Here is an 18,456-nt window from a genome sequence, read left to right as displayed (position 1 = left end):
GGGAGGATGGTGAGGTAGAACCATCCCAAGAGGGAGAACGCGACAACTTGGAAGATTGAGTTGATCGCTACGAGGACCGCGGCAGCTTCACGGTCGCCACAGGCGAGATCATTCCAGATAACGACCATCGCGATGCAGCGGGCGAGCCCCACGATAATCAGCCCGGTACGGTATTCGGGGAGATCGGGAAGAAACATCCATGCCAGAGCAAACATCAGGGCCGGCCCGATGACCCAGTTCAGCGCGAGCGAAGAGATCAAGAGTTTCCTGTCCCCGGCGACGGCTGCGACCTTGTCGTAGCGTACTTTCGCGAGAACGGGGTACATCATGATCAGCAACGCCAGAGCGATGGGGACCGAGATCCCACCAACTTCGAGGTGCGCGAGCACCGTAGAAACGCCAGGAATGAACCGTCCCAGTAGGAGGCCGGCGACCATGGCTAGCCCGATCCAGAGCGGTAGCCAACGGTCGAGCGTTGACAGCTTGCGTGTCGCAGATGGTGCGGTGGGGGTCGTTCGGGTGCTCATGCGTGGAGCGCCTCCATTTTTTCGACGATGACAGGCTCCGGGTGGGCATCGGTGACGGTAATGGTGGTTGCGAGAGTCATGCGAAAACCTCCTCGGACCGCGGATGGGTATCCATCATGTGATCGAGAGTGCTGAGGAAGTGTTGGGCGTCCTGGGCGGCAGCGCAGCCCGTCCCGGCAGCGGTTATGGCTTGACGATAGGTGTGGTCGACCAGGTCGCCTGCAGCGAACACCCCTGGGATGTTGGTGCGGGTTGATGGATGTGCGACTTGCACGTACCCATCGGCGTCTGTATCAATGGTGCCCGTTACGAGCTCCGAACGCGGGTCGTGGCCGATTGCGACGAATACGCCGGTGACCTCGATTGTTCGTAGCTCACCCGTTTGCGTGTCGCGCAGTGAGACTGCTCGCACCGATTCCTCTCCGGTGAGTTCCGCGATCTCGCTGTTCCAGGCGACATCGATTTTGGGATGGTCGAGGACTCGCTGCGCCATGATCTTGGATGCGCGGAACTCGCTGCGCCGGTGCACGATCGTGACCTTCGACGCGAAGCGAGTAAGAAAGAGTGCTTCCTCCATCGCTGAGTCACCTCCACCGACAACCACGATCTCCTGATCTCGGAAAAAGAACCCATCGCACGTCGCACACCACGACACCCCGTGGCCCGTCAGCCGCTCCTCGTCAGCAAGATGCAACTTCCGGTAAGCCGACCCCATAGCAAGAATGACGGCACGAGACTGGTACGTGTCTCCCCCACCGGTCACTGCTGTTTTGAGTGAACCGGTGAGGTCGAGGCTGGCCGCGTCATCGACAATGATGCGGGCACCGAATCGCTCGGCCTGGGCGCGCATCGATTCCATGAGGTCAGGTCCCTGAATACCGTCGACAAACCCGGGGAAATTCTCGACTTCGGTGGTGGTCATCAACGCGCCCCCGGCGCTGATCGATCCGGCAAGAACCACGGGTGCGAGTCCCGCACGAGCGGCGTACACCGCTGCGGTATAACCAGCCGGGCCAGACCCCACGATCAGAACGTCAACTTCTTGATTAGACATGCATCTATATTGACACAGATCGATACAGAGTGTGACCGTCCACGATGAATTTTGTGTGCTGCCGATCCGCTCGGACCGATTGCAGCCTCGCGTACGGCTCAGGGAACACCATGCGTCATCGGGATGTAGGCTAAACGCGCGTCCTTTACCGCCGCTCCCTTACGTGCGCTGACCCGTGAGAGGCTTCTGGCTTCCTCAGTCAGTCCTTCTGGTCGGCTAGTAGATCGCTGTGGCCGTGCAGTGTGCCTGTCGCGAACCCGATAGTCACGGGTTCTGATGCCCCGCAGCACGAAGCGTGGGATAGTCACGCGCCGGGCGACGACGCATTGGGAGGAGCGGGTGACGGTGTGTGCGTAGAACACGCTGCGGTGTTGGCCGCGTGCACGGCGGGATTCTGATCACGGTGGGCGGCTCCTAAGCATCGTGGATCACGATGAACTGCCCTATGTTCCCATGTCGTGATGCATGAGCCAGTGGCAGTGGCACATGTAGGGCCAGTCGAGGTCGGTGCTGTGACCGAACTCGGCGTTGAGGAGGAACAGGCTCATCAGTCCGCGGCCCACCTACGCTTCGGCGGTGCCGTGGGCGTGCGGGTGGTACCAGCAGGTCGCTGCCGCCTGCTCGACCTCCCACTCAGCGATCCATTCCTCGCCGGGGATGGGCCGGTGGGGCCGACGTCGTATTGCGCCGGGAATTTCACGCCATGCCAGCGCACGGTCGTCGTCTCGGGGAGCTCGTTGCGCACGACGATGCATATCCGATCGCCCTCGGTGGTTCGCAGCGTGGGGCCAGCGAAGGCGCCGTTGTAGCCCCGCTCGGCGCGAGGATGGCTTCAAACTGCGGCGTTCATCCGCTCAGCGCGGCTCCATGCTACGGCTCGGGGGTGGTCTCGTGTGGAGCGGCGGGGCTCTGGATGGGGTCGATGCGCTTCCTGCCGTGTCCGCCTCGGGTGAAGGCACGCAGTGTGAGCCACATAAAGAGGGCGAGGCCGGCGATCTGGCCGATCAGCCCGGCCGGCCTGCCGTCGCCTGCGATCTGCGCGGTCTCCCCGGTGAGACCCGAGGCCATGATGCCGAAGGCGACGTAATTGTTAACGATGTGGATCGCGATCGCCGCCTCGAGGCCGCCGGTGCGCCAGGTGAGCCAGGCGGAGACGACGCCGAGCAGCCCGACGGCGAGGAGCCCCCAGATGTCGTAGATATGGAGGAACGCGAATCCGATCGAGGGGATGAGGATCGCGAACCAGGGGTTTCTGAGCCACGCCCCGAGCACTTGCATGAAGAGTCCGCGGAAGACGACCTCCTCGGCGGTGGATTGCAGCGGCACCAGGATGAGCACGAGCAGCATCGACAGCACGGCGGCGCGCGCGTCGAAGACCGTGTCGCTGGTAGCAGCTGCGGCATCGGTGGCGGGATCGAGGAGCGCGCCTGCGGCGATGCCGACGAGGTTCATGACGGCGATCGCGAGCACGGAGACGCCGAGCAGCCTGCCGAGGAGCCCCCAGCGCATACGGGTGGCGACCGACCAGATCCGGCCGGTGGGTCGCATGCCCATGACGAGCATCGCGAGCAGCACGGCCGGGAGCATGATGATGATCGACACCATGCTCACGAGCACCGACACGGGCCGCTGGGTGTCGAGTGCGGCGGCGGTGCCTGCGGCGACCTGCGTGGGGTAGTCGGGATCCGTGAGCATCAGCACCGGGATGACGGCCACCGTGACCACCACGGTGAGGATGCCGAAGAACACGCCCGAGAGCAGGAGCAGGGCGAGCGGCTTCCACCACCGGTAGGCGGGGGCGCCGCGCAGCAGGCGATGGTAGTCGAGCGGTTCGGTCTTCACGGTGCGCAGCTGCTGCGACCCCCGCGCCCAGCCCCAGGACGGCGGCACCGCAGACGGCGGGCGCGGCTCGGGTGCGGGACTGGACATGCTGGGGTCTGCAGCTGCGGGTCAGGCGGTGGCGTTCGCCGGGTCTTGGGCGGCGCGGTAGCGGCGGGCGCGCACGAAAAAGGCGATGCCGGCGACGAGGAACACGAGGAGGACGACGAAGGTGACGGTGCTCGCGATCACTGCGTTCGGGCGCTCGGCGGTACCGGCGAAGAGCTCCCCGAGCTTCATCACGTTCATGGCGGTACCGGCGATGCCGAGGAGGGCGATCGCGAGGGCGGCGTGGAGCGCGTGCCGGCGGGCCTTCGGCGCGCGTGAGATGAAGGCGGCGATGAGGATGAGCACGCCGAGCGCTGCGGGGATGAGGGCGGTCAGGCTGCTCGCGTCGGAGGCGACGTAGGCGATCACGCCGGTGGCGGTGAGGATGCCGCCGACGGCGAAGGTGAGTCCGGTCATGGTCATTGTTCCTTTCGCGGACGCCGCAGGGGTTCTGGGCCGCGCCGGGCGCCCGGGGTGTGTCCTCCCCTGCCCCTGGTTCGGGGAACTGTGAGGGGTGCGGGCCTCGCCCGTACTCTACATGATGTAGTTGTAAGCTCGTGGGTATGCTGACTGCCCCGTGGAATCTGATCCTCACCGTCGTCTTCGCGTTCACCGGGGTGTACTGCCTCGTGCGCCTCATCGCGCATCGACCGTCGGCTGGGGCGCCGCGCGGCCCGGTGCTCGAGTCGCTGGCGATCCACCTCATGCACCTGGTGATGAGCGCCGGGATGATCGCGATGTGCTGGATGATGTCGATTCCGGCGGCATCGAACTGGGCGCAGATCGTGGTCTTCACCGTGCTCGCGCTCGCGCTGATGCCGGGACTCTGGAAGGCGGCGCTGTTGGCCCGTCGCGTGGATCTCGCCGGGCACATCTGGCTCGCGGCCGCGATGGTGTGGATGATCGCGGTGATGCCGCTGCTCATGGCGGACATGAGCAGCGGGGAGCATGGTGGCGGCCACGGTGAGGCCGCTGACGGGGCGATAATGATGGCGATGTCGACCCCGCTCTGGGTCGACGTGCTGAACGGGGTCTTTGTCGCAGGCAGTGCGGCGATCGCGCTGTGGTGGACGTACCGTGCGGCGACGATCCGCGGCGAGCGGCTGCATGCGCTCTGCCACTGCCTGATGGCGGCGGGTATGGCAGCGATGCTGCTGCTCATGAACGGGTAGCGGCTAGGGCGCGACTTCGAAGAGGGCGGGCCAGAGCAGCAGTGCGAGCGGGCAGCCGACGAAGCTGACGATGTTGAGCAGCCAGTGCGCGATGATGAGCGGCAACGACCGCCCCCAGCGGTGGTACACCCAGCCGAAGAGGAGCCCCATCACGATGTTGCCGATGAACGCGCCGATGCCCTGGTAGAAGGGGTAGCTGCCGCGCAGCAGCGCGCTCGAGACGATGGTGGCGAGCGGGCCGACCCCGAGCCGGCGCATGCGATCGAAGAAGTAGGCGACGACGATGAGCTCTTCGCCGAGGGCTGCGCGCAGAGCGGAGAGGATCAGCACGGGCACTATCCATCAGTAGGCGTCGAGAGCGGTCGGCACGACGTTCGCGTTGATGATGCGCGAGAAGAGATAGAACACGAGTCCCGGGATGCCGATCGCAGCCGCGAGCACGACGCCCCAGCCGGCGTCGGCCAGCCACCACTGGCCGCTCTTGCCGGGGAGCCGGCCGAGGCCGAGGTTCCCGAGGCGCGGGGCGGCACTGCGCCAGAGCAGGTACGCCACGAGTCCGACGGGCGCGAGTTCCCCGATGAAGCCGGGCAGCTGGTAGGCGAGGTCGAAAAGGGACTGCTCGGCGAGCGGCCGGTTGATCGTGGCGGTCTGTGAGGCGAGCACGGTCTCTTGGCTGAGGCGGCGCAGGATCGTGATGATCGACTGCACGCCCGCGTAGCCGAAGGACAGGGCGAGCACGATCGTGAGCTCCCAGCGCAGTCGGCGCTTCGAGATCGGGGCGACGTCGAAGCGCGCATACTGGGGCGGTCGCATCTGGGGCACCCCGGCTAGGCCCTGCGGCGGTAGTTCTGCAGCCGGAGGCTGTTGAACACGACGAGCACCGAGGAGAGCGCCATCGCACCGGCAGCGATCAGGGGGTTCAGGAATCCGGCGGAGGCGATCGGGATCGCGGCGAGATTGTAGCCAAACGCCCAGCCCAGGTTCACTCGGATGGTGCGCAGGGTACGCCGCGACAGCTCGATCGCCTCGGGGATCACGGCGAGATCTTCCCGCACGAGGATAATATCGGCCGACTTGAGGGCGATGTCGGTGCCGGAAACGACGGCAAGGCCGAGGTCGGCGGCGGCGAGGGCGACGGCGTCATTGATGCCGTCGCCGACCATGGCGACACGCTCCCCCGCGGCTTGCAGCTCGCGGATCGCATCGGCCTTCTCGGCGGGCAGCACTTCGGCACAGACGCGGTCGATGCCGAGGGTGCCGGCGATCTCCTCGGCGACGACGCGGGAGTCGCCGGTGAGCAGCACCGTGGTGAGACCCTGCTGCCGGAGCGCCTGGATCGCAGCTCGGGCATTCAATTTGATGGTGTCGGCGAGGCCGAAGCGTCCGATGAGGCGTCCCGCCTGGGCGACGAACACGGCCGATTCCGTGGGGTCGGCTTCGCTGAGGTAGACGCGGGCGGCACCGGTGGACACGCCCTGCTCGTTTAGGTAAGCGAGGCTGCCGATCATGACGGTGTCGCCGGCGACGGTGCCAGAAGCGCCCCGGCCGGGTACGGCGACGAAGTCTCTGACGGGGTCGAGGTCGGTGATCTGCTGATTCGCGGCCGCGACGATGGCTCGGGCGATGAGGTGCTCAGACCCTTGCTCGACTGAGGCGGCGAGGCGCAATAGCTCGTGCTCTGCGACGCCAGGGACGGTGGCGATGCTGCGCACGCTCATCTCGCCGGTGGTGAGGGTGCCGGTCTTGTCGAGCACCACGGTGCTGATCGTGCCGCTCGCCTCGAGCGCGTCCTGCCCCTTGACGAGGATCCCGAGGCTGGCGCCGCGGCCGATGCCGACCATGAGCGCGGTTGGGGTGGCGAGCCCCAAGGCGCAGGGGCAGGCGATGATGAGGGTGGAGATGCCGATCCCGAAGGCTTCCTCGAAGGAGCGGCCGGCGAGCATCCACCCGGCGGTGACGAGGATGGCGAGGACGATCACGCCGGGCACGAAGTAGCGGGTGACGCGATCCACGAGGGTCTGCACGCGCGCTTTGCGTGCCTGGGCTTGCTCGGCGAGGGCGGCCATCTGCGCGAGCTGGGTGTGCGCACCCACGGAACTCGTGCGCACCTCGAGGCGACCGTTGATGCTGATTGTGCCGCCGATCACGGTGTCACCGCTGCCGGCTGCGACGGGGAGCGGTTCGCCGGTGAGCATACTGGCGTCGATGTCGGAGAGGCCCGCGATCACGATGCCGTCGGCGGGGAGGGTTTCGCCGGGGAGCACGACGAACACGTCGTCGACGCGGAGTGCCGAGGCGGGCACAATCTCCTCGGTGCCGTCGCGTTGGATGCGGACGTGCGTGGCGGCGAGCTCGCTCAGGGCGCCGAGCACGTCGCCCGCTTTACGGCGGGAGCGGGTTTCGAAGTAGCGGCCCGCGAGCTGGAAGGTCGTCATGCCGGCTGCGACGTCGAGGTAGATGGCGTTCGCCCCCTCTGGGGTGGCGCCGATGCCGAGCCAGTACCCGGCCCCGCTCCCTTCGATGCCGAACAGCAGCGTCACGACCGACCAGCCGAAGGAGGCGGTGATGCCGAGGGAGACGAGGGTGTCCATGCTGACGTCGCCATGGCGGAGGTTTCTGAGGGTGGCCTTGTGGAACGGCCAGGCCGCCCAGGTGACGATCGGGACGGCGAGGGCGACGCAGAGCCACTCCCAGCCGGGGAAGCGCCACTCGGGGACGAGGGCGAGCACAATCGTGAGATCCATGAGCGGCACGGTGAGCACGGCGGCGAGGATGAGCCGTCTGCGTAGCGAGGTGATGCGTACCTCGGTGGCGCGCTTCGACCAGGCGTCGTCGGCGTCGTCGTGGATGCGGGCGCCGTAGCCGGCTTTCTCGACGCGCTCGAGGGCCTCGCTCGCTCGCGCGGTGCCGAGGCCGGAAACGATGGCGCGCTCGGTCGCGTAGTTCACGCTCGCGGTGACGCCGTCGACCTTGTTCAGGGCACGCTCGACGCGGCCCGCGCATGCGGCGCAGGTCATGCCTGAGACGTCGAGCTGCAGTGGCTCGGCGATGTCCGTGGCCGTGTTCACGGCTGGGGCTCCTCGTCGCTCTGGGGCGCGGGCCGTCTGGGGCCGGTGGCCTGGCGTCGGTTGGAGAGGGTTTCGAGCATCTTGTTGTAGTCGTCGAACTCCTCGTCGCGGCCGGAGTCCATGTGCCGATCCTTGCGGCGGGCCTCCTTCGCGTCCTGCCGCGACCATTGGATGCCGAGTGCAATGATGACGAGCAGCAGCGGCAGCTCGCCGCCGGCCCAGGCGACGCCGCCGCCGAGGTACTGGGAGGCTTGGAGGTCTGTCCAGGGCAGCCCGAAGTAGAGGTAGAAGTTCTCTGCGATCCACTCGCCGTCGGCCATCATCAGGATCACGCCGAAGAAGGCGTGGAACGGCATCGCTGCAAGTACGAAGCCGAGTTTGCCGATGTGCGGGAGGGGTCGAGGCGGCCGGTCGACGCCGATCACGAGCCCGTAGAAGAGGTATCCGGCGATGATGAAGTGGATGTTCATGAGCTGGTGTGCCCAGTGGAAGCGCATGCCCTCTTCGAAGATTCCGGTGAAGTAGAGCCCGTAGTAGGAGCCGACGAAGAGCGCGAACACGAACAGCGGGTTGAAGACGAAGCGGAGCACCTTCCAGTGCAGCACCCAGGTGATCCAGTGGTGCAGGCCTGCGGGCCTCGTCGGGTCGGCGCGGGTCGCGCGCAGCAGCAGGGTGATGATGCCGCCCATCACCAGAAGGATCGGGGCGAGCATGTTCAGGCTCATGTGCACGATCATGTGCGTGCCGAAGTCGGGAGCCGAGTACTTCCCGAAGCCGGAGCTCGTTGCGAACACGATGACGCACCAGCCGCCGATCCACGAGATCGTGCGGCCAAGCGGCCAGGTGTCGCCGCGTCTGCGCAGGACGCGCACGGCCCAGAGGTAAGCGGCGACGGCGGCGATCGCGAGCACGATGAAGAGGACGTTGGGCCGCCAGTGTGTGAACCAGACGAGCAGCGACGGCGGCTCATCGACGTTGAAGCCGAGGAACACCTGCGAGATCGTCGTGGGCTGGAAGTAGTGGGGCGGCGGGATCCTCGTCATCGCTGCGGTGATCCCGATCCAGCCGGTGATCGCGAGGGTCGCGATGGCGGGCGGTAGGAGCGCTGGCTGGGCCGGGTTCGCGCGCTGCGCCGCGCGCCAGCCGAGCAGAGCGACGATGAGGAGTGCCAGGCATGTCCAGCGGGCGAGGATCTGCCACCCGGTCTCGGAGTCGAGGAGGCCAGATCCGGCGAGCTTGAACCAGGTCAAGAGTACGTCGGTGGCGACGATCAGCGGGATGCCGACGAGCACGAACCTGGTGAGTCGGGTAACGATGACCGGGTCGAACCTGCGGCCCTGCGCGGCGCGGATGGCGGCGATGATGATGACGCCGAAGACCGCGCCGGTGGCGAGGGTCTGGTAGGTGCCGGCGTCGCTGCCGAGGTCGTGGTTCGGGCCGACGAGGATCTGCCCGACGACGACGGGGGCGAGGATGCCGAAGCAGGTTGCCCAGAGTGGGATGAGGAGCCCTGTCCAGCGGGTGACGAACTGGCAGACGAGCGAGGTGATGACGGCTGCGAGCAAGGACACCGTCCAGGCGCGCGGGAAGGCGCTCGTCTCGTAGAGGAACGCGAATGCGCCCGGCTCGCTGAGGCGCGCGAAGGGCATGCCGCTGCTGTCGAGCGCTTCGAAGACCACCATGGCGGCCGACACCATCGCCCAGGAGACGGAGGCGATGCGCAGCACGGTGAGCTCGAGGCACGGCTCGATCCGCTTGGCTTGTTTGCCGCGGGCGTCGCGGAAGAACAGGAGGTACAGCAGGGCGCCGAGGGTGAGCATGGCGGCGAGATCGCCGAGGCCCTGGCCGAACGCGGTCGGCACGGCGACGTCGAAGCCGGGGAAGGTGAGGTAGATCTGCTCGTAGGCGGTCGGTCCGATGCGGAGTGTGGCGATGATCGGGGGGACAATGATCGCGATGATCCCAAGTGCCACGATCGCCGGAGCGAGGGCGGTGCGACGTGGTGGGCGCTCCCCCGGTGTCCCGGCGGGCGCGATCGGGATCGCGCTGCTGCTCATCGTGCTCGCTCGCGGACGGCGGTGAGTTCGAAGCCTGCCTCGCTGACGGCCGCGGCGAGGGCATCGGTGCTGAGGGGGTGCGCGGCGTGCAGGATCGCCCGCCCGGAGGTCACGTCGACCTCGACGGTGTCGACGCCGCTGAGCGCGCTGACTGCCGTGGTCAGCGTCTGGGCGCAGTGGTCGCAGGTCATGCCGCTGACGGTGAGCTCCTGCTTGCTAGTCGCGTCCATCGCCCGTCGTCCTCTCCTCGGAATACTCGTATAAGACTACAAGATGTAGACGTATGGGAGCTTGGCGCGAGCGGCCGGCGCGCCGGGATCAGCGCAGCTGGGCGGCGGCGTGCATACCCTGCGGGATGCGACGACGCCGCGGGGTCGGCCAGCGCTTCCGGGTGAGGCGCTGGGCGCGGAGGGTCATGCCGACGTCCTGGGTTGCGGCCGCGAGAACGATGAGCGCATTCGCGAGGTGCGCGGCGCCGACCTGCCGGGCGGCGGCGTCGTCGGCGGCGAGCTCGATCTGCACACGGGTGGCGCGCTCGAGCGCTCGGCTGGCACGGGTACCCGGCAGGAAGAGCGCGTTGAGTTGGGCGATGCGGATGGCGAGCCCGTGCTGGTGGCGCAGGTGGGCGAACTCGTGTGCGAGCACGGCTTGCAGCTGCGGCCGGGTGAGGAGCTGCTCCATGGCGGAGGAGACGAAGATCTCGGGTCTCCTGCCGGGGACGGCATATGCTTCGGGAGTCTCCGAGTGGAAGCGGACGAGGGCGAAGCCGATGTGCTCGTCCCTGGCGTAGGCGATCGCGTGGGAGTGGGAGGCCGGACGGAGGGACTGCAGCGAGCCCGCGAAGGTACAGGCGAAGACGAGGATGACGCCGGCGATCCCGGCAGCGACCCAGATCGCCGCCGACACGGTCACGCTGGTGGTGTGCGGGAAGGCGTGCCGCAGCGACTCGACGGCGACGACGCCGAGGGCGATGCCGGCGAGGGCGGTCACGATGCCCACGCCGAACGACCCGAACCAGACCGTCAGTGCGGCTCTGGGGTGAAAGAGGTGCCAGCGTCCCACGGTGAGCACACGCGGGCAGAGCACGGCGAGAGCGACGGCCGTGCCCAGGAGAACGAGAGCGAGGAGCAACACGGTCGGGCTACGCTTCGTGCTTCGCCCCGCCGAAGGCGTCCATGAGCGCGGTAACGTCGTCGTCGGCGAGGTTGCCGGCGAAGGCGAGCAGGGCGGCCCGACGGTCGGCGGCCTGGTCGAGTGCCGAGGTCATCGTCTCGCTCGCTTCTTCTTCGCTCGAGCGCAGCGGGCGGAAGCTGATCTTGCGCGGGGAGTCGCCGATCCGTTCGACGCGGCCTTTCCCCTCCAAGCGGGTGAGGGCGGTCATGAGGGTCGTGTAGGCCGGCACGGGTTCGCTGAACATGGCTTGCAGCTCGCGTGCGCTCACAGCCCATTCCTGGGCGTGGAGGCGTTGCATGACCTCGTCTTCGAGCCCGCCCCATTTGCGTTTGCGCGCCCCTGCCATGTCGTCCCTCCTTGTCAGGTTTTTAACTCTACATCTCGTCGAGTTAGTGGATCGTTCTCACAGCATGCAACAGTAGCCTCTGCGCATGGAGAAATGGTGGGCGAATGCGCTCTGGTCGCTCACCCCATCGGTGATCATCGGCGCCTTCTTCTGGTTCGTGATCCGTGCGATCTCGCGGGCCGATCGCACGGAGCGCCGGGTCTATAAGCAGATCGAGGACGAGGAGCGGGCGAAGGCGGGTCTCCCGCCGAAGCAGCAGCCGTCGGCGGTCGCCGAGACGGGTCCTGCCGAGGAGCCGCCGCAGTGAGCGCGCTGGCCGATCAGTGAGCTCCGATGCCGTCATGATGCATGGGGCACAGACGCACCGCGTCTCCGGTGAGTGCGAGCATCTTCTCGGCCGCGGCGAGGATCGCGACGACGGCGTCGGGATGCGCGAGGGAGTACATTGAGGCCCGACCCACCGCTCGCGAAACGACCATGCCGGTGTCTTTCAAGCAGGCGAGGTGCTTGGAGACGGTGCTCTGGGAGAGCCCGAGGTGCTTCACTAGGTCGACTACGCGGTGCTCGCCGAGCTGCAGGTGCTGCAGGATCACCAGGCGGGACGGGTCTCCGAGGCTGTGGAAGAGAGCCGCTGCGGAGGTGAGCGCCTCGGCTTCGGCGATTGTCGGGAGCTCGTGCGATCGTTCGGCTTGCATCGTCATGTGACGATGTTATCTCCGATTCGGCAATCACTCTAGGCCAGCGATGCCCGCAGTCCACCCACGAAAGATAACATCGTCAAACGGCGATGTTATCTATATAATGAAGTGCATTGGCCGGTATCGAACACGAACGGAGATCCCGAATGGGTGCAGGACATGATCACGGGCCGAGCGCGGCCGAGGTGGGGCAGCCCGGCGACTACCGTCGCAAGCTCTGGATCGCCTTCGGCATCACCGCGACGATTGTCGTGGCGCAGGCTGTCGGCTCCGTCATCACCGGCAGTCTCGCCCTGCTCACTGACACCGCGCATGCCATCACCGACGCCTCGGGGCTGCTGGTCGCGCTGATCGCTGCGACGCTGATGCTGCGGCCGGCAACGTCGACGCGCACTTGGGGGTTCCGCCGCATCGAGGTGATCGCCGCACTCGGGCAGGCGACGCTGCTGCTCGTGGTCGGCTTCTACACGGCCATCGAGGGCATCCGGCGCCTCTTCGAGCCGCCGGAGGTGCCCGCGACCGAGCTGCTGGTCTTCGGCATCGTCGGCCTCGTCGCGAACATCACCGCCATCCTCATCCTCTCCTCGAGCCGCGGCGCGAACTTCAACATGCGGGCCGCGTTCCTCGAGGTGCTCAACGACGCGCTCGGCTCCCTGGGCGTGATCGTCGCCGCGATCGTGATCGCAATGACTGGTTTCCAGCGCGCCGATGCCCTCGCCGGCCTCTTCATCGCGGCGCTCATCGTGCCCCGCGCCTTCAAGCTGATGCGCGAGACGACGAGCGTGCTCATGGAGTTCACCCCCAAGGGCCTCGATCTCGACGCGGTGCGGGCGCACATCCTCGAACTCGAGCACGTCAAGGATGTGCACGATCTGCACGCCTCGACGGTCGCGACCGGCCTGCCGACGATCACCGCCCACGTCGTCGTCGAGGACGAGTGCTTCACCGATGGGCATGCGGCCGAGATGCTCCATGCGGTGAAGGCGTGCGTGGCCGAGCACTTCGAGGTGTCGGTCAACCACTCGACCTTCCAGATCGAGACGGCGCACATCAGCGAGGACGAACCGGTGGGCGTTACGCACCCATGAGCAGACGGCGCGGGAGCGACGGCGGAGCGTGATGGGCACCGTCACGGCTCCGCTGCGCTGTCGCATCGCGCAGAACTGGTATCGGCTAAACGGGCCTGGCCGGGTCGCGGGGGTCGACCTCGCCCGCGGTCTCGCAGTGATGGGGATGCTGGCGGCGCATCTGCTCTGGCTCGGCTCGCTCTCGTGGACGGAGCCGTCGACGTGGGGCTCCATCGTGAACGGCCGCTCCTCGATCCTCTTCGCCACGCTCGCCGGTGTCTCGCTCGGACTGTCCACGGGCGGCTCGACGCCCCCGCAGGGCGCCGGTCTCGGCCGTGCGAGGCTCAGGGTGGTGATCCGAGCCCTGCTGATCTGGCTGCTCGGCGTGCTGCTCATCAGCCTCGACGTGCCGGCGGCGATTATCCTGCCGACGTATGCGGTCATCTTCGTGCTGGCGCTCCCCCTGCTTGCACAGCGCGCCTCGCGGCTCTTCTTCGCGGCCGCGATCGTCGCGTTCGTGGCCTCGCCCCTGGTCGTGAGGGCGAACGCCTCGCCGTGGTGGGAGAGCTATGAGGGCTGGCTCCTCGGCCTGTACATCGGGTGGAACTACCCGTTTCCGCTGTGGGTCGCATTCACGCTCGCCGGCCTCGGGCTCGCGCGCGCGGGGCTCCGGTCTCGTCGGGTGCAGTGGGCGACGCTCGGTATCGGCACGCTGCTGGCGGTGGTCGGGTACAGCCTCTCCCCCGGCCCGGCGTCGTCGGACGAGTCGGCTGATCGCTCGTTCCTCGAGGCCTGGTGGACGGCGGATCCGCATTCGAGCGGGGTGCTCGAGGCGATCGGGAGCGGCGGCTTCGCGATCGCGGCGATCGGCCTGGGCCTGCTGCTGTGCGCAGGCGGCAGGTTGCCCTGGCTGACCTTCCCGCTTCGGGCGGTGGGGTCGATGCCGTTGACGGCCTATGTGCTGCAGATCGTGGTGTGGGCGGTCGCGTCGACGATGCTGCTCGGCTCCGCGCACGAGCATGCCTTCCGCGACCTCGACCCCTTCCTGCCGATCACGCTTGCGACGGTGGGGCTCTCCGTGGCGTGGAGTCTGCTGGTCGGGCAGGGGCCGCTGGAAGCGTTGATCGGTCGGCTTTCCCGGCTCGGCGGGCCGCCAGCCTCCTCTGGGGCAAATGCGCAGCAGCGCCAGAATAGTCTTGAGCCGTGACCGTCGACCCCGCCCTTGCCGCCGCATGATCGTCTGGTTCGGCATCGCCCAGATCGTCGTCGCCCTGCTCGCGATGCTCGTGTGCATCGTCGAGTACGCCCGCAAGCGCGGGCCGAACGACTACACGCTCGGGGCGACCCTGCTCGTCGGGGTACTGCTCATCGCGCAGCTCGTCGTCGGTATCGTGCAGCCGGGCGCGGGCAATCCCGCCGAGGGTGATCCGCTCGAGTTCTGGATGTATCTCATCGTTGCGTTGCTCATCCCGTTCGGGGCGGCGTTCTGGGCGCTCGTCGACCGCAAACACACCGCGAACCTCGTGCTCGTCGTCGTGAACTTCGCCGTCGCCGTCATGGTCTACCGCATGATGGTGATCTGGGGGTAAGCGGCAGGCGGCCATTCGCCAGTGGGGATGCGCGGATGTCGTCGAGCGACTGGCCACCCCAGGAGCCGAAGCACGAGACTGGGGCGGCTCACTGTCGCGAACAGGCTCTCGTCAGCGGCGCGGTGGCCGTTTCTCCCGCTTGCCGCGCTGCCGCCATCGGCGCTTGAGGCGTGAGCCGAGTCTGCGCGAGCGGTAGACGAAGTCGTCGAACTCCTCGCGCACGGTCGGGTCCTCGCGCCCGTCGCACGGGGGTACGCCGGCGACGCCGATGACGGCGATCAGGGCGGACATGATGAGCAGCTGCGTGATCCAGACGGCGATCTCCACGCCTGCTCCTTTCGATGGCCGGAATGGGACAATGTTCCGGCGTATGCGACCGATCGCGACCACTATTGATCAAGAAAGGCGTCTTCCTCTTCGGCGTCGGTGGTGCCGCGCTGAGCCTTGCGTGCGGCGACTCGTCGCTGCTGCCGCAGGACGGCTTCGCTGCCCGCGTTCAATCCGCGATGTTCCTGCCGGGCGGCGTAGACGACACCGAAGGCGGCGATGAGGATGAACACATACCACTGCAGCGCGTAGGAGAGGTGGGGGCCTTCGTCGCGTTCGGGCGGCTCGGGTAGCACCCCGGTTGCGGCGTCGGGGGTTTCGCGGATGAGCATGCCATACGCCCCGGTGTAGGCCTCGTCGAAGCCGCCCACTCGGGCGAGCTCGGGCAGATTGATGCTGGCGACCGTGCTGCCCTGGGAGAGGCGCCCGGCGACCTGCGGTTCGCTCGCACGGAGCCGGACATCGACCCCGACCGGCCCGGTGGGGGCCAGCGGGACGCGATCGAGCCAGTCCGTGTCCGTGTTGGCCTCGTTGCCGTCCACCGGTACCCAGCCGCGATCGACGATGAAGACAAGCCCCTGACCGGTGCGCAGCGCTTGGAGAAGGTGGGAACCGACCCCCTCGGGGCCTGGACGGTTGCGGGCGAGGAAAGGCGCGCCGAAGTACTCGCCCTGCAAGGTGGCGGTCTGCCATTTCAGTGTGTCTTCGTCGAAGCTCGCTGGGTCGGGCACGGCTTCCTCGAGCGCGATGGCCGGGGCGTCGTAGTTCTGGTCGATGCGGGCGATCTCCGCTCGGGCCTCGGCTCGCCGGTCGAACTGCCAATCGGCGAGCCAGACGCAGATGACGCAGAAGAGGATGAGGAGGACGTAGTAGCCGAACCAGCGGCGCGAGCGCAGGAACGACCAGCCCGGGTGCGGTTGGAGCGAGTCGTGGGGGCGCTCGAAGCCGGCGGGAGCGGGGCGCTGCTCGGTGGTGGGGGTCGGTGTGGTCATGCCGTGCGAGGCGTGGTCAGCGCGCCGCAGTCGATGCGGAGCGTGAGGGCGGCAAGCATCATGCCGGTCATCCTTTCCTGAACCGCCCGGAGGTGGGCGGCCTCGCTGCTATGGCTGCGAGGTGAAGCCTACGAGTGCGACCTTCCCGACCGCCGTACCGCTCTCGATGAGGCCACGGGCTTGAGCGAGGGCGACGGCGTTGATCGCACCGATCGTGCTGGTCAGCGTGCTGCGGATCTTCTCGGCGGCGACGGGCTCGCCGACCTGCCGTAGGATCTCGCCCTGCTCGGCCAGTGCAGGCGGGAGCACCTGGACACGTCTTCGGGGTGCAGTGAGTCGCACTTGGCCTGGAACGCCTGAACGTCGAGCTCGGGGTGGTCGGTGTATCCGAAGCGGCCCTGCGGGGCGAGCAGCTCGACGATGTCCTCCTGCCGCTCCACCGACTCTGCGGTGGAGCGCACGAAGCCGGGGGCTTCGAGGTTAAATTCTGCCACCTGTGGGACGAGCGGTCCGCGGTGGTCGAGGACATGTGGGCACCGAGGTTCACGCACCACGCCTTCGTGATGGGGCGCGAACCAGTGGCGATCACGGTGGCCTTGGTGAAGGCGCGCGGCAACTGGAAGGCCATCGAGCCGACACCGCCGCCACCACCGATGAAGACAACGACGGATGCCGCGCCCGGGACGGGCCGCGTCACTTCGAGCCAGTCGAAAAGTAGTCCCAACGCGGTGAGTTGCCGCCAGCGGCAGCACGGCCGCTTCCGCATCGCTCAGCGAGGCGGGTGCATGGGCGGCGAGATGGGCATCGACGAGCTGATATTCGACGTTGCTGCCTGACCGGTCGATCGCTCCCGCACAGAAGACGCGGTCGCCGATAGCGAAGTGCTCGAGGAGCGGTTCGTCCTCCACGGAAGTCGCCGAACTTGACGATCGTGCCTACTGCGTCGTACCCGAGGACGCGAGGTGACCGGTACCAGTACGGGGTGGCGCGGATCGTGCAGTCCACCGGGTTCACGGAGACAGCATGCACATTGACGAGCAGATCGTGCCCTCCGGGTTGCGGCTGGGGCAGGTCGACGTCGACGAGTGTGCCCTCCTCGTCGATGGTGCCAGCGCGGGTATATCCGACGGCTTTCACGCCCCTTCTTTTCTTTCTGAGTAGTTGAGTTCCGAGTGGTGTCATCGGGCTAGATGAACGGGGTCGGATCAACGTAATTACCGTCTGAAAGCACTTCATAGTGGAGATGGCAGCCGAAGCTCATCCCGGTGTTGCCTACGTATCCAATGACGGCACCTGCGGGCACCCACTGTCCGTAGGACACCGGGGGTGTACCAATTTGATGGGCGAAGCGAGTCTGATAGCCGTTGTCCTGATCCAGATAGGTCATGTACCCGCCGAAGTTGTCAACCCATCCGGCAACGACCACAGTGCCTGACGACGGGGCTACGATCGGAGTGCCACAGCCGGCGGGCAGATCGAGTCCAGTGTGACTTGGTGGCTGCCGAAAGTAGGTGGAGATCCAGGAGATCGGTACCGGTTGATACCAGCCAGCGCCACCCGGTGCACCACCACCACTGCCACCGCCACCACCACCACCACTGCCACCGCCACCGCCACTTCCACCGCCACTGCCGCTGCCACCGCCATTGCCACCGCTCTGCTGCTGCTTACGACGCTCCTCCTCCTCGTCCCGCAGGCGCTCTTCGTAGCCAGCTACGGTGTCGGTGGTCGCGTCTTTTAGGGCGGCGAGCTGCGCCTCGAGCTCGCGCAGCTGTGCCTCTTGCTCGAGGAACTCGGTGCGCTGCGCGTCGAGATTCTCGGCGGCGGTCTGAGCAAGTCGTTCGGCCTCGGTGTTGAGTTGGTCGCGTTCTTTGCTCGCGGCCTCGGCTTGCTCGCCCAGCGAGGTCGCGGTGTTGAGGGCGTTCTCGGCATTCTCGGCGAGCGTGGTGTTGCGGCGGCTCGCCTGCTCCATCATCGCGAGGCGGTTAAGAAGCAAGTCGGTGGTGTCCGCATCGGATTCGAAAAACATGTCCGCGCTGCGGTCGATACCGCCGGAGCGATACATTTGTCCGACGAGCGCTCCGGCCTGATTTGCGGCCGCATCTGCTTCTTCGCGACTCTTCGTGGCTTTCGTTTGGAGGGTTTCTGATCTGAGTGCGGCTTCGGCAGCTGCGGTTTCGGTGTCCCGCCAGCGGGCGTTCGCCTGCTCGGTGGCGACGCGGAGCAGTTCGAGCTCGGCCTTGCTCTGCTCGATCAGCCCTTCGATTTCCTTCACCTTCGTACCCGCGTCGGCCTCATTCTGCTTCGCGGTTTGCACGTCATCCCAGGTGGGCAGCTCGACAGCGTGTGCGGGACTCACCCCGCCCCCGTAGAAAAGGGCAAACCCGATCAGGCCGACACAAACGGTGCCAATGATACGTCGTGTTCGAGCGGTTGTAGTGGCGCTCATTTCTCATCCCC

General features: G+C 67.0%; 23 protein-coding genes and 2 pseudogenes. 7 read left to right on the top strand and 18 right to left on the bottom strand.

All coding sequences use genetic code 11. The features are described from left to right. The 6 genes and pseudogenes from AB0O71_RS14380 to AB0O71_RS14355 form a co-directional block, all read right to left on the bottom strand. Nucleotides 1–527, bottom strand: a pseudogene (locus tag AB0O71_RS14380) (arsenical-resistance protein); the annotation flags it as partial. A 76-nt stretch (nt 528–603) separates the two neighbouring features. Then, complete coding sequence (gene trxB / locus AB0O71_RS14375; protein ID WP_029608093.1) at nt 604–1,581, bottom strand: thioredoxin-disulfide reductase; 978 nt, start codon at nt 1,579–1,581, stop codon at nt 604–606. 563 nt (nt 1,582–2,144) lie between these two features. Next, nucleotides 2,145–2,240, bottom strand: coding sequence for a multicopper oxidase domain-containing protein (locus tag AB0O71_RS14370; RefSeq protein ID WP_363746381.1), 96 nt, complete (start codon nt 2,238–2,240; stop codon nt 2,145–2,147). A gap of 32 nt (nt 2,241–2,272) precedes the next feature. Further along, a pseudogene (locus AB0O71_RS14365) lies at nt 2,273–2,380 on the bottom strand (multicopper oxidase domain-containing protein); the annotation flags it as partial. A gap of 71 nt (nt 2,381–2,451) precedes the next feature. Then, nucleotides 2,452–3,510: a CPBP family intramembrane glutamic endopeptidase gene (locus AB0O71_RS14360; RefSeq protein WP_081473299.1), complete on the bottom strand. Its 1,059-nt coding sequence runs from the start codon at nt 3,508–3,510 to the stop codon at nt 2,452–2,454. 21 nt (nt 3,511–3,531) lie between these two features. After that, nucleotides 3,532–3,924: a hypothetical protein gene (locus AB0O71_RS14355; RefSeq protein ID WP_010155316.1), complete on the bottom strand. Its 393-nt coding sequence runs from the start codon at nt 3,922–3,924 to the stop codon at nt 3,532–3,534. Between the two features lie 146 nt (nt 3,925–4,070). Between AB0O71_RS14355 and AB0O71_RS14350 the strand changes: the two genes are divergently transcribed. Further along, entirely contained in the window at nt 4,071–4,679 is a 609-nt protein-coding gene (locus AB0O71_RS14350; protein ID WP_010155318.1) for a DUF5134 domain-containing protein, read from the top strand. A gap of 3 nt (nt 4,680–4,682) precedes the next feature. Here AB0O71_RS14350 and AB0O71_RS14345 read toward each other — a convergent pair whose 3' ends face one another. From AB0O71_RS14345 to AB0O71_RS14315, 7 genes are all read right to left on the bottom strand, one after another. Continuing rightward, entirely contained in the window at nt 4,683–5,009 is a 327-nt protein-coding gene (locus AB0O71_RS14345) for a CPBP family intramembrane glutamic endopeptidase (protein WP_331270903.1), read from the bottom strand. Nucleotides 5,010–5,021: 12 nt separating this feature from the next. Then, nucleotides 5,022–5,492, bottom strand: coding sequence for a hypothetical protein (locus tag AB0O71_RS14340; protein WP_331270904.1), 471 nt, complete (start codon nt 5,490–5,492; stop codon nt 5,022–5,024). Between the two features lie 14 nt (nt 5,493–5,506). Continuing rightward, a complete protein-coding gene (locus AB0O71_RS14335; RefSeq protein ID WP_010155319.1) occupies nt 5,507–7,747 on the bottom strand; it encodes a heavy metal translocating P-type ATPase in 2,241 nt (746 codons plus the stop codon). Continuing rightward, nucleotides 7,744–9,804 carry a cytochrome c oxidase assembly protein gene (locus AB0O71_RS14330; protein WP_010155320.1) on the bottom strand — a complete coding sequence of 687 codons (2,061 nt, stop codon included), beginning with the start codon at nt 9,802–9,804 and terminating at the stop codon, nt 7,744–7,746. Before AB0O71_RS14330 ends, AB0O71_RS14335 begins: the two co-directional genes overlap by 4 nt. Further along, nucleotides 9,801–10,034, bottom strand: a complete 234-nt coding sequence (locus tag AB0O71_RS14325) for a cation transporter (RefSeq protein ID WP_010155322.1) — start codon at nt 10,032–10,034, stop codon at nt 9,801–9,803. Before AB0O71_RS14325 ends, AB0O71_RS14330 begins: the two co-directional genes overlap by 4 nt. An 88-nt stretch (nt 10,035–10,122) precedes the next feature. After that, a complete protein-coding gene (locus AB0O71_RS14320; RefSeq protein ID WP_363746373.1) occupies nt 10,123–10,938 on the bottom strand; it encodes a M56 family metallopeptidase in 816 nt (271 codons plus the stop codon). A 7-nt stretch (nt 10,939–10,945) separates the two neighbouring features. Beyond that, complete coding sequence (locus tag AB0O71_RS14315; RefSeq protein ID WP_010155324.1) at nt 10,946–11,323, bottom strand: BlaI/MecI/CopY family transcriptional regulator; 378 nt, start codon at nt 11,321–11,323, stop codon at nt 10,946–10,948. 85 nt (nt 11,324–11,408) lie between these two features. On the opposite strand from AB0O71_RS14315, the gene AB0O71_RS14310 reads away from it, so the two are divergent. Then, nucleotides 11,409–11,630, top strand: a complete 222-nt coding sequence (locus AB0O71_RS14310) for a hypothetical protein (RefSeq protein WP_010155325.1) — start codon at nt 11,409–11,411, stop codon at nt 11,628–11,630. Nucleotides 11,631–11,643: 13 nt separating this feature from the next. On the opposite strand, the gene AB0O71_RS14305 is transcribed toward AB0O71_RS14310, so the two are convergent. After that, the gene (locus AB0O71_RS14305; RefSeq protein WP_010155326.1) at nt 11,644–12,024 is read right to left on the bottom strand and encodes a metalloregulator ArsR/SmtB family transcription factor; all 381 of its coding nucleotides are present in this window, start codon (nt 12,022–12,024) and stop codon (nt 11,644–11,646) included. Nucleotides 12,025–12,167: 143 nt separating this feature from the next. Here AB0O71_RS14305 and AB0O71_RS14300 point away from each other — a divergent pair, with 143 nt between their 5' ends. From AB0O71_RS14300 to AB0O71_RS14290, 3 genes are read left to right on the top strand one after another with little or no spacing between them, the layout of a single operon-like run. After that, a complete protein-coding gene (locus tag AB0O71_RS14300; RefSeq protein ID WP_010155327.1) occupies nt 12,168–13,109 on the top strand; it encodes a cation diffusion facilitator family transporter in 942 nt (313 codons plus the stop codon). Nucleotides 13,110–13,140: 31 nt separating this feature from the next. Beyond that, the gene (locus tag AB0O71_RS14295; RefSeq protein ID WP_010155328.1) at nt 13,141–14,295 is read left to right on the top strand and encodes a heparan-alpha-glucosaminide N-acetyltransferase domain-containing protein; all 1,155 of its coding nucleotides are present in this window, start codon (nt 13,141–13,143) and stop codon (nt 14,293–14,295) included. Between the two features lie 25 nt (nt 14,296–14,320). Beyond that, the gene (locus AB0O71_RS14290; protein ID WP_363746368.1) at nt 14,321–14,677 is read left to right on the top strand and encodes a hypothetical protein; all 357 of its coding nucleotides are present in this window, start codon (nt 14,321–14,323) and stop codon (nt 14,675–14,677) included. A gap of 111 nt (nt 14,678–14,788) precedes the next feature. Here the strand turns inward: AB0O71_RS14290 and AB0O71_RS14285 are convergent, their stop codons facing one another. The 3 genes from AB0O71_RS14285 to AB0O71_RS14275 form a co-directional block, all read right to left on the bottom strand. Then, entirely contained in the window at nt 14,789–15,004 is a 216-nt protein-coding gene (locus AB0O71_RS14285; RefSeq protein ID WP_010155330.1) for a hypothetical protein, read from the bottom strand. Nucleotides 15,005–15,066: 62 nt separating this feature from the next. Continuing rightward, entirely contained in the window at nt 15,067–15,996 is a 930-nt protein-coding gene (locus AB0O71_RS14280; protein ID WP_010155331.1) for an SURF1 family protein, read from the bottom strand. A gap of 108 nt (nt 15,997–16,104) precedes the next feature. Continuing rightward, nucleotides 16,105–16,305, bottom strand: a complete 201-nt coding sequence (locus AB0O71_RS14275) for a hypothetical protein (protein ID WP_029608095.1) — start codon at nt 16,303–16,305, stop codon at nt 16,105–16,107. Between the two features lie 206 nt (nt 16,306–16,511). Here AB0O71_RS14275 and AB0O71_RS14270 point away from each other — a divergent pair, with 206 nt between their 5' ends. After that, a complete protein-coding gene (locus tag AB0O71_RS14270; protein WP_363746365.1) occupies nt 16,512–16,832 on the top strand; it encodes a hypothetical protein in 321 nt (106 codons plus the stop codon). 187 nt (nt 16,833–17,019) lie between these two features. Continuing rightward, a complete protein-coding gene (locus tag AB0O71_RS14265) occupies nt 17,020–17,157 on the top strand; it encodes a hypothetical protein (RefSeq protein WP_196794981.1) in 138 nt (45 codons plus the stop codon). Between the two features lie 25 nt (nt 17,158–17,182). Here the strand turns inward: AB0O71_RS14265 and AB0O71_RS14260 are convergent, their stop codons facing one another. Further along, nucleotides 17,183–18,445 carry a peptidoglycan DD-metalloendopeptidase family protein gene (locus tag AB0O71_RS14260; RefSeq protein WP_363746362.1) on the bottom strand — a complete coding sequence of 421 codons (1,263 nt, stop codon included), beginning with the start codon at nt 18,443–18,445 and terminating at the stop codon, nt 17,183–17,185. Nucleotides 18,446–18,456 lie beyond the last annotated feature (11 nt).

Origin of the sequence: Leucobacter sp. NPDC077196 (assembly GCF_040687075.1) — a bacterium.
In the GTDB taxonomy this organism is placed as follows: Bacteria; Actinomycetota; Actinomycetes; order Actinomycetales; family Microbacteriaceae; genus Leucobacter.
Note: the sequence above shows the minus strand (reverse complement) of the source record. Positions and strands in the feature narration are given on the sequence as shown.

What these genes read in the sequence shown, in the direction of transcription:
- trxB (WP_029608093.1), bottom strand. Translation starts at nt 1,581, where the DNA reads ATGTCTAATCAAGAAGTTGACGTTCTGATCGTGGGGTCTGGCCCGGCT.
- AB0O71_RS14360 (WP_081473299.1), bottom strand. Translation starts at nt 3,510, where the DNA reads ATGTCCAGTCCCGCACCCGAGCCGCGCCCGCCGTCTGCGGTGCCGCCG.
- AB0O71_RS14355 (WP_010155316.1), bottom strand. Translation starts at nt 3,924, where the DNA reads ATGACCGGACTCACCTTCGCCGTCGGCGGCATCCTCACCGCCACCGGC.
- AB0O71_RS14350 (WP_010155318.1), top strand. Translation starts at nt 4,071, where the DNA reads ATGCTGACTGCCCCGTGGAATCTGATCCTCACCGTCGTCTTCGCGTTC.
- AB0O71_RS14340 (WP_331270904.1), bottom strand. Translation starts at nt 5,492, where the DNA reads ATGCGACCGCCCCAGTATGCGCGCTTCGACGTCGCCCCGATCTCGAAG.
- AB0O71_RS14330 (WP_010155320.1), bottom strand. Translation starts at nt 9,804, where the DNA reads ATGAGCAGCAGCGCGATCCCGATCGCGCCCGCCGGGACACCGGGGGAG.
- AB0O71_RS14325 (WP_010155322.1), bottom strand. Translation starts at nt 10,034, where the DNA reads ATGGACGCGACTAGCAAGCAGGAGCTCACCGTCAGCGGCATGACCTGC.
- AB0O71_RS14315 (WP_010155324.1), bottom strand. Translation starts at nt 11,323, where the DNA reads ATGGCAGGGGCGCGCAAACGCAAATGGGGCGGGCTCGAAGACGAGGTC.
- AB0O71_RS14310 (WP_010155325.1), top strand. Translation starts at nt 11,409, where the DNA reads ATGGAGAAATGGTGGGCGAATGCGCTCTGGTCGCTCACCCCATCGGTG.
- AB0O71_RS14305 (WP_010155326.1), bottom strand. Translation starts at nt 12,024, where the DNA reads ATGACGATGCAAGCCGAACGATCGCACGAGCTCCCGACAATCGCCGAA.
- AB0O71_RS14300 (WP_010155327.1), top strand. Translation starts at nt 12,168, where the DNA reads ATGGGTGCAGGACATGATCACGGGCCGAGCGCGGCCGAGGTGGGGCAG.
- AB0O71_RS14295 (WP_010155328.1), top strand. Translation starts at nt 13,141, where the DNA reads ATGGGCACCGTCACGGCTCCGCTGCGCTGTCGCATCGCGCAGAACTGG.
- AB0O71_RS14290 (WP_363746368.1), top strand. Translation starts at nt 14,321, where the DNA reads ATGATCGTCTGGTTCGGCATCGCCCAGATCGTCGTCGCCCTGCTCGCG.
- AB0O71_RS14280 (WP_010155331.1), bottom strand. Translation starts at nt 15,996, where the DNA reads ATGACCACACCGACCCCCACCACCGAGCAGCGCCCCGCTCCCGCCGGC.
- AB0O71_RS14265 (WP_196794981.1), top strand. Translation starts at nt 17,020, where the DNA reads ATGCACATTGACGAGCAGATCGTGCCCTCCGGGTTGCGGCTGGGGCAG.
- AB0O71_RS14260 (WP_363746362.1), bottom strand. Translation starts at nt 18,445, where the DNA reads ATGAGCGCCACTACAACCGCTCGAACACGACGTATCATTGGCACCGTT.